At 33.6% G+C, this 7,993-nt stretch carries 7 protein-coding genes; 4 read left to right on the top strand and 3 right to left on the bottom strand.

The features are described 5' to 3' along the window. Positions 1-34: 34 nt before the first annotated feature. Positions 35-454, bottom strand: a complete 420-nt coding sequence (locus BLP68_RS15575; protein WP_091545589.1) for a thioesterase family protein — start codon at positions 452-454, stop codon at positions 35-37. Between the two features lie 364 nt (positions 455-818). Here BLP68_RS15575 and BLP68_RS15580 point away from each other — a divergent pair, with 364 nt between their 5' ends. The 4 genes from BLP68_RS15580 (at position 819) to BLP68_RS15595 (ending at position 5,417) form a co-directional block, all read left to right on the top strand. Then, on the top strand, positions 819-2,204 hold the full coding sequence (locus BLP68_RS15580; RefSeq protein ID WP_091545591.1) for a YfcC family protein: 1,386 nt from the start codon (positions 819-821) through the stop codon (positions 2,202-2,204). 99 nt (positions 2,205-2,303) lie between these two features. Continuing rightward, positions 2,304-2,588: an ArsR/SmtB family transcription factor gene (locus BLP68_RS15585; RefSeq protein ID WP_091545592.1), complete on the top strand. Its 285-nt coding sequence runs from the start codon at positions 2,304-2,306 to the stop codon at positions 2,586-2,588. A gap of 198 nt (positions 2,589-2,786) precedes the next feature. Beyond that, positions 2,787-3,968, top strand: a complete 1,182-nt coding sequence (locus BLP68_RS15590) for a M20 family metallopeptidase (protein ID WP_091545594.1) — start codon at positions 2,787-2,789, stop codon at positions 3,966-3,968. Between the two features lie 60 nt (positions 3,969-4,028). After that, on the top strand, positions 4,029-5,417 hold the full coding sequence (locus BLP68_RS15595) for a YfcC family protein (RefSeq protein WP_091545596.1): 1,389 nt from the start codon (positions 4,029-4,031) through the stop codon (positions 5,415-5,417). Between the two features lie 110 nt (positions 5,418-5,527). On the opposite strand, the gene BLP68_RS15600 is transcribed toward BLP68_RS15595, so the two are convergent. After that, on the bottom strand, positions 5,528-7,183 hold the full coding sequence (locus BLP68_RS15600) for a methyl-accepting chemotaxis protein (protein WP_176759066.1): 1,656 nt from the start codon (positions 7,181-7,183) through the stop codon (positions 5,528-5,530). Between the two features lie 593 nt (positions 7,184-7,776). Next, positions 7,777-7,993: transposase (locus BLP68_RS15605; RefSeq protein ID WP_176759028.1), on the bottom strand; the 217-nt coding region annotated here is incomplete at its 5' end.

A 7,993-nucleotide genomic window follows, 5' to 3' on the forward strand; every position in this document is an offset into this window, starting at 1 on the left:
CCTCAGGGGATCTAAGATGGATCCCCTTTTTAATTTAGCGTTTTTTCCCTTCAAGAACTTCTGCTCTCTCATGAGCTCTATTGATGAGTGCTTTTTTATTTACAATGTGTCGTTCTTGCATACCTTGGGCTATTTCTCCTAATTCATCAAAGCAATGTGTAGAGATATATAATGTATTTCCTTTAATTTCATCAATCTTTGCCTCTATTGTTACTGTTACTCCCTGTAAAGTCGGCTTTTCATGGAATACTTCAATTTTTTTAACCACCGAAACAAAGCCCTCGGGTATATTTTTACCTACAAGTTGAACAGCTGCTTCTATCATCATTGTAGTAAGTTCAGTAGTTGAAAATAATGTTTCCATTCCGGTTCTACCAAAGGTAACGCTATCGTCATACTTAACCTTCTTTTGTATAGAATGACTCATACCTTCCTTTAAATTAATATCAATCATGTTATAGCCTCCTTTTATTTATGTTTATACCTTTTTTTAGTATTAATATACCATTAAATGTTATAATTATCTATTAATAATTATAGTACCTCTTTTCATTGTCTTTCTTTCTACATCCTTAAACTATTCGCCTCAGTTCTTTTTTTTAATACGAAACCCTACTTGTATAAATCCAAACCAATTGAATTTTAAATTCTTGAGTTCTTCCATACGAACCTTATAAGATATTTTTTTTCTTCAATTCTATATATTATATCTACTTCATGAAAATATAAAAAGTTTTTTTATAAATTAGAAGGAATTTTAATTAACATGTTGAAATGTTTAAACATAACAAAATGAATTGGGTAAATGGAGGTTCTTCATGAAGGTTAAAATTCCCCATGCATATGTATTGATATTCTATATCATAATTGCTTTAGGATTAGCTTCGTATTTTATTCCAGCCGGCAATTTTAATAGGCAAGTAGATTTAGATACAGGAATTGAATATGTTGTTCCCGGTACATATAGATCTGTAGAAGCATCGCCAGTTTCACCCTTTAAGCTCTTTCAGGCAATCCCCGATGGTATGATGCAGGCAGGGGATATCGTTATATTTGTTCTAATCATTGGTGGTAGTTTTGGTATTATCAATGCTACTGGAACCATAAATAAATTAATTAGTGCTGTAGTAAGAAAAAACATAGGTAAAGAGACAAGAGTTATTCCTATGGTAATGATAGTTTTCTCTTTGGCTGGTGCTATACTGGGCATGGCAGAAGAAGTGTTACCATTATACCCCATTTTTATTACACTAGCATTAGCCTTAGGCTTTGATTCCATTACAGGAGTAGCAATGATACTATTGGGCACTGGCTCAGGTTTTGTAGCAGGCTTTTTAAATCCTTTCACTACCGGAATAGCCCAAGGAATAGCTGATATTCCATTGTTTTCTGGTATGTTATTTCGCTTGCTATGCTATTTAGTTATTGTAAGCACTACAATTCTCTACGTATATTACTATTCAATAAAAATAAAAAAGAACCCAAGTCTTAGTCCAACATTTGAACAGGATAAGTCAAGAAAAAGAAGCTTTAGTACTGATGGTTTACCCTCTTTAACAAAGCGGGACCTAATAGTAGTAAGTATTATGTTGTTTTTTTTGGGTATTTTAGTATATGGAGTATTTAAAAAAGACTTCTACGTTATTGAAATTTCCACCATATTCTTGATTATGGGTATCCTATGTGGTATAGCAGGCAATCTGAGTTCTGGTAGAATAGCGTTGGAATTCATTAAAGGGTCATCAAACTTAGTTTATGGTGCCCTTATCATTGGCTTGGCTAAAGGCATTATGGTTGTAATGGAGTATGGAAATATTATGGACACCTTTATTTTTGTATTATCTAAAGGGATTGAAGGTTTACCACCTATGTTTAGTGCAGTAGCTATGTTTGTTGCACAAAGTGTCATAAACCTGTTTATTAGCTCCGGAAGTGGTCAAGCAGCAGTATCAATGCCTATTATGACTGCTCTAGCAGACTTATCTGGCGTAACACGTCAAACTTCAGTATTAGCCTTTCAATTTGGAGATGGCTTTTCAAATGTTATCAGCCCTACATCAGGTTATTTTATGGCAGCATTGGCAATCGGCAGAATTCAATGGAAAAAATGGGCTAAGTGGATGTTTCCTTTATTTGCAATTTGGTGTATACTAGGAGGCGTATTACTAATTATTGCTACTATCATCGAATATGGACCCTATTAATCTTGTAGTAATATTAGTGATTTAAAAAACTTCTTAACCTATAACATTATATTTGTATTGAAACAAAACAATTCTTCCTTGAAAATATAGAGGTGAAATATGTCAGGAATTAATGAAAATAGATTTGATATTGAAGTAATAAAAGCTTTATCGGACGAAACCAGGTTAGAAATTCTATTTTTAATAGGGAAAAATGAGATGAATGTAAATGAAATAGCTAATAATTGCAGAGTCTCCCGGCCTACAATTTCCCATCATCTACAGATCATGAAAAGGTCTGGTATACTTACTTCTAGGAAAGAGGGCAAAGAGATTTATTATTCGACTAATATGTATAAGCTAACATCATTAGCAGAATCAATTTTGTATTTTGTTGGATGGTAGTTTTGGAATATGTATATTTTTATCTAATGCGTTGATAATCTTAAACTTATAAACATAAATATAAGTTATAACTAAATATTATTTAAGGAGGTGATATTTTATGTTGATAATACAGAAACTCACTTGGTTTATATGTTTATATGCTTAAACATATAAACATATGTTTAAGTGGAGCATATTTAGAAGGAGAGTGAAAAAATGCATATTAAAGATTTAGTATCTGATGAAGAGGTAATAGAAATAGCTAAAAAGCTTATATCAATTGAAAGTCACAAAGATGTAACAAAACAAGAATACAATATCGCCCAATGGATTCAAGAAAAAATGACTGATGAGGGCATCCAATCATGGACAGAGGAAGTTGTACAAGATCGACCTAACGTATATGCACAAATAGATGGACAAGACAAGCAGCTGGCGTTAATGTTCAATGGCCATACCGATACAATTCCTGGTTTCAATATGGACTACAAAGCATTTGAACCCTTTATAAAGGACAATAAGCTTCATGGTAGAGGTAGTGTCGATATGAAGGGAGGAATAGCTGCAATGTTGGCTGCTATGATTGCGGTTAAAAGATCCAATCTTAAGCTATCAAAGGGAGTCATTTTTGCTGGTGTTATCGATGAAGAACAATGTTCTAAGGGTACAGAATCTATTATAAAATCAACTAATATAAGACCCCAGATGGCTGTCATTGGCGAACCAACTGAGTTAAATGTCTCAGTAGTTCACAAGGGAATGGAATGGATAGAAGTAGTCTTCAAGGGAAAATCTGGTCACGGTAGTAGGCCACATGAAGGAATTAATGCTATATATATTGCAGCAGAATTTATTCAACTAATAAAGAATGAACTAGCACCTAAAATAGAAGATAGACTATATGAAAAATTAGGCAGTGGCACCATAAATGTAGGTATAGTAAGGGGTGGAAATGACCCCAATATTATACCTGATGAATGTATAGTAAGGATCGACAGAAGGTACTTGCCAAATGAAACATTAGAAGATATCCATAAAGAAATAGAAGTTATTGCAAATAATGCTATTGAGGTAACAGGAGGAAGCTTTGAACTGAGGAGAATGAGTGATGCTACTGCTTCTTTAGGCAACACGCCCCACTGCATCGATATTGAAGAAACTTTAGTTAAAGAATCATTAATGATAGTTCAGTCCATTACAGGAAAAAATCAGGTGCCTAAGGATTTTCCGGGTTGGAGTGATGCAGCACTTCTTAGTAATAATTTAGGCACTCATTGTATTGTATTAGGGCCTGGTAATATTAATCAAGCCCATGCAAATGATGAGTTTTGTAGTATTGATGAAATTATCATGGCGACAGAAATTTATTTTAATCTTATTAAAAATCTATGTAGTTAAATCATTCAATACAAAGAAATAAATTAAACATAAATAAATTAAAAATTAAGGAGAGATATAATGAAAAAATTTAAAATACCTCATACTTATGTTTTACTATTTTGTGTAATTATTATTATGACGGCATTAACCTATATCATTCCAGCTGGTCAATTTGATAGAGCTGAGGACCCTGCAACAGGTAGAATTTTTGTAGTTCCCGAAAGTTTCCATTATGTAGAACAAAGCCCAGTATCAATTTTTGGACTCTTTCAATCCATACCCAAAGGGATGAATGAGGCAGGATACATAATATTTTTTGTTCTTATGATTGGAGGTGCCTTTGGTATTATACAGGCAACAGGTACTATTGATGCAGGGATCGGCTCTACCGTAAAACAAATGTCAGGTCGTGAGAAATTGATTATTCCTGTTGTAATGTTGGTTTTTTCATTGGCAGGTGCAACTCTAGGAACAGCCGAAGAGGCCCTACCCTTCTACCCTATTGTAATAGCTTTAGCTATTGCACTGGGCTTCGATTCTATAACTGGAACTGCCTTGGTATTGTTAGGGGCTGGAGCTGGCTTTGCCGGAGCTTTTGCTAACCCTTTTACAGTTGGAATAGCCCAAGGAATTGCTGGACTCCCTCTTTTCTCAGGATTTGTTTTTCGTATGCTTGCTTACGTTCTAATTTTGGGCAGTGCAATCATTTATGTTTATAGATATGCTGCTAAAATCCAGGCTAATCCTGAGCTAAGCTTAACATATGAAGAGGATAAAAAGCGACAAAAAAATATAGATATAAGTCAGTTAACAGAAATGACTAAAAGGCATAAGATGGTTATGTTAGTTTTGGTATTAGGGTTAGTGATTTTAGGCCTTGGTGTAGCCAAGTTAGGATTCTATATTACTGAGTTAACTGCATTATTTATAATAATGGGAATAGCAGCGGGAATAGTTGGAGGATTAAAAGCTGACCGCATTGCTGAAGAATTTATCAAGGGTGCTCAAGAGTTGGTGTATGGAGCTTTAATCATTGGATTAGCAACCTCCATTATGGTTGTAATGAATGAGGGAGCAATTTTAGATACAGTAATATATAGTATGGCAAGGATCGTTCAAGGTCTGCCTGGAGTATTGAGCGGAATTGGAATGTTTTTTGTACAGAGTATAATAAATGTCATTGTTCCTTCTGGTAGTGGTCAGGCTGCTGTTTCAATGCCTATTATGGCTCCAATGGCAGATGTAGTTGGTATAACTAGACAAACAGCTGTATTGGCATTTCAGTTTGGAGATGGTTTTTCTAATGTTATTAGCCCCACCTCTGGATATTTTATGGCTGCATTGGCAATTGGAGGAATCAAATGGGAAAAATGGGTTAAGTTTATGCTCCCCTTGTTTTTAATATGGACTGTGATTGGGATGAGTTTAGTAGCACTTTCAGTAATGATTAATTATGGACCATTTTAGTAGCATAAACCAGATTATAAACACAAAGGGAATCCTAGCTTATAATAGGATTCCCTTTGTGTTTATATTTATAAATCTTTTCTGTAGTATCAGCCCACTGGCAATAACGCCTATATTTTAAACTTATTAACACTGTTTTTCATATTCTCAGCTAGCTTTACTAAATCTTCACATGAAGTGGCAATTTCAATAATAGATGCAGTTTGTTCTTGAACAGAAGCAGATGCTTCTTCTGTTCCTGCAGCGTTTTCTTCAGATATTGCAGATAGATTTTCTATTATTTGAATAATTTCGTCCTTTTTTTCTTCCATCCTCTTACCTGATAAATTTAAGTCCTCTAAAATCATTTTCATGCTTTCTATTGACTGCGAAATACCTTTAAATTTGTTGTTAGTATTTATCACACTTTCCGTTTGAGATGTCACCAGCTTCTCAACTTTACCCATAGTATTCACAGCATAGCCTGTTTTTTGTGTTAACTCACCTATGATTTTTTCGATTTCTTCAGTGAAACCATTGGACTGTTCTGCAAGCTTTCTTATTTCATCTGCTACTACAGCAAAGCCTCTTCCCGCTTCACCAGCCCTAGCGGCTTCTATTGCAGCATTTAAAGCCAATAAATTAGTTTGCTCTGCAATGCTCTTTATCATTTGACTGGCAGTGGATATTTTTTCAGCACTTTCATTGGTCTCGACAATTATTTGACTGATTTCTTTAGATGCTGTATTACTAACATTATTTTTTTCGATAAGTTCCTCAAGTATTTGGAACCCTTCGTCCTTCAACCTATTTACATCACTGGCAGAAACATTCAACTCTTCCACAAGCTTTTGCTCTTTTCCAATAATATCACCTAGTATAACAATGTGTCCTGCACCTTGCTCAGTATCTTTAGCTTGATCAGTTGCCCCTTTAGCAATTTCTTCAATTACCCTAGCAACCTCCTCAGATGCTTTTGAAGACTCATGGCTAATTGCAGTCAATTCCTCAGATGAAGTTGCCACCTGATGTGAAGTATCAGTGATTTGCTTTATAAGTGATATCATATTTTTTTGCATAGTCATTAGAGCCTTTGTTATAGTTCCTATTTCATCTTTTCTGTTTATGTATTTAATAGCCTCACTTTCATCAAAGGATAGATCGTAGTTTGATAATTTCAATAGAATATCCGCTAGGCTAATTATTGGCCTTGTAAGCAAATATCTAAATACAATAATTAAAGCTACTATACAAACAATACCTACTAAAACAAATGTTATAACAACTCTTAGTAAACTATCCTTTAATATGTTGTTTAAAGTAGCAACATCTACAGCTACCCCTATGTTCAAGGCTCCAATTAATTCATTATTTATATATATTGGAGTTAATATATCTAAAACAAGAGAATCTGTCACAGAGTAATGGAAGAAATCGGCATATTCCTGTCCTTTTTGTGCTGCAGCTATACTTCCTTCATCATCCAATTTTATACCTATTCTATCTACATTACTATGGGCAACAGCAGTTAAGTTAGAGTCGATAAATAGTGCATAAGCTAAATTATTCTCACTATCAATTTTATTTATTAAGCCTTGAATATTATTTTCATCAAGCATCTGGGAATAAACATTAACTAGCTTTAAGTTATGGGCCTTCCATTGATTCAATACCTCGTCCCTTATAGTATCTCTTACAATATACGAAGTAATAGAAAAAGACATAATTAGTACAATTATAATGATTATAGATAATTTAGCAGTCAATCCTTTAAGCCTATTAGTCATATTTTTTCCTCCCTCCATACTATTATATACATTAAATCATATTAACCTAAAAACCCTCCTTTCTGCTTCATACAAATGTTTTGACGCTTTTTTATTATATATGTACTTACAGGAATACTTATTTTTTTCAATTTATCCTATATTTACATTTTACGACAAATTAGTACAATTTTCAACATTATTATCTGAAAATTATAAATATTTTAATAGTAAATCTATGTTATATTAACTTTATTGTTACGAATGCCTTGCTATTTGCCTTAAACGCTGCCATTGAAACTTCACGGGTGAGAGAACATGAAATTTAAAAACTTCAAATATAAAATCAAATATTTTTCTAAACAAACTCATCAGTATATCTTCTCAGAAAGTTTCTATTTTTTAAGGACGAAGTTATTTACAGACTCCTGTATGGGAAAATTGGGTTTCAGTATTAAGTCTACTAGATACAAAAGGAATCCTATCTATAATAGGATTCCTGAGGTTGATTACAAACCACCAGATTTTATCTAATCTGGTGGTTAAATTCTTTGTAAATTGATTTAAATGAAATTTTTAATTGTTTCTGCTACTAAACTATCAAAAACCCAAGATTATTCCTGGACTTTTGATAGCTTAGTGGCTATTTTTTTGATATTTTGTGCAGTAGCAGTCATTAAACACTGCATCTGAACTAAATGGAGTCCACGATAGTGGGCATACCTAAGGCCGTGCAATTCCTTTGCGTCAGCAAAGATTCTTTCCACGGTTTCTTTTCTGCGTTTATAGTAACGCTTACCTTTTTCAGTTTTCATAAATCTTCTAGCCTTA

This window comes from Alkaliphilus peptidifermentans DSM 18978 (assembly GCF_900101495.1).
Taxonomy (GTDB): Bacteria; Bacillota; Clostridia; order Peptostreptococcales; family Natronincolaceae; genus Alkaliphilus_C; species Alkaliphilus_C peptidifermentans.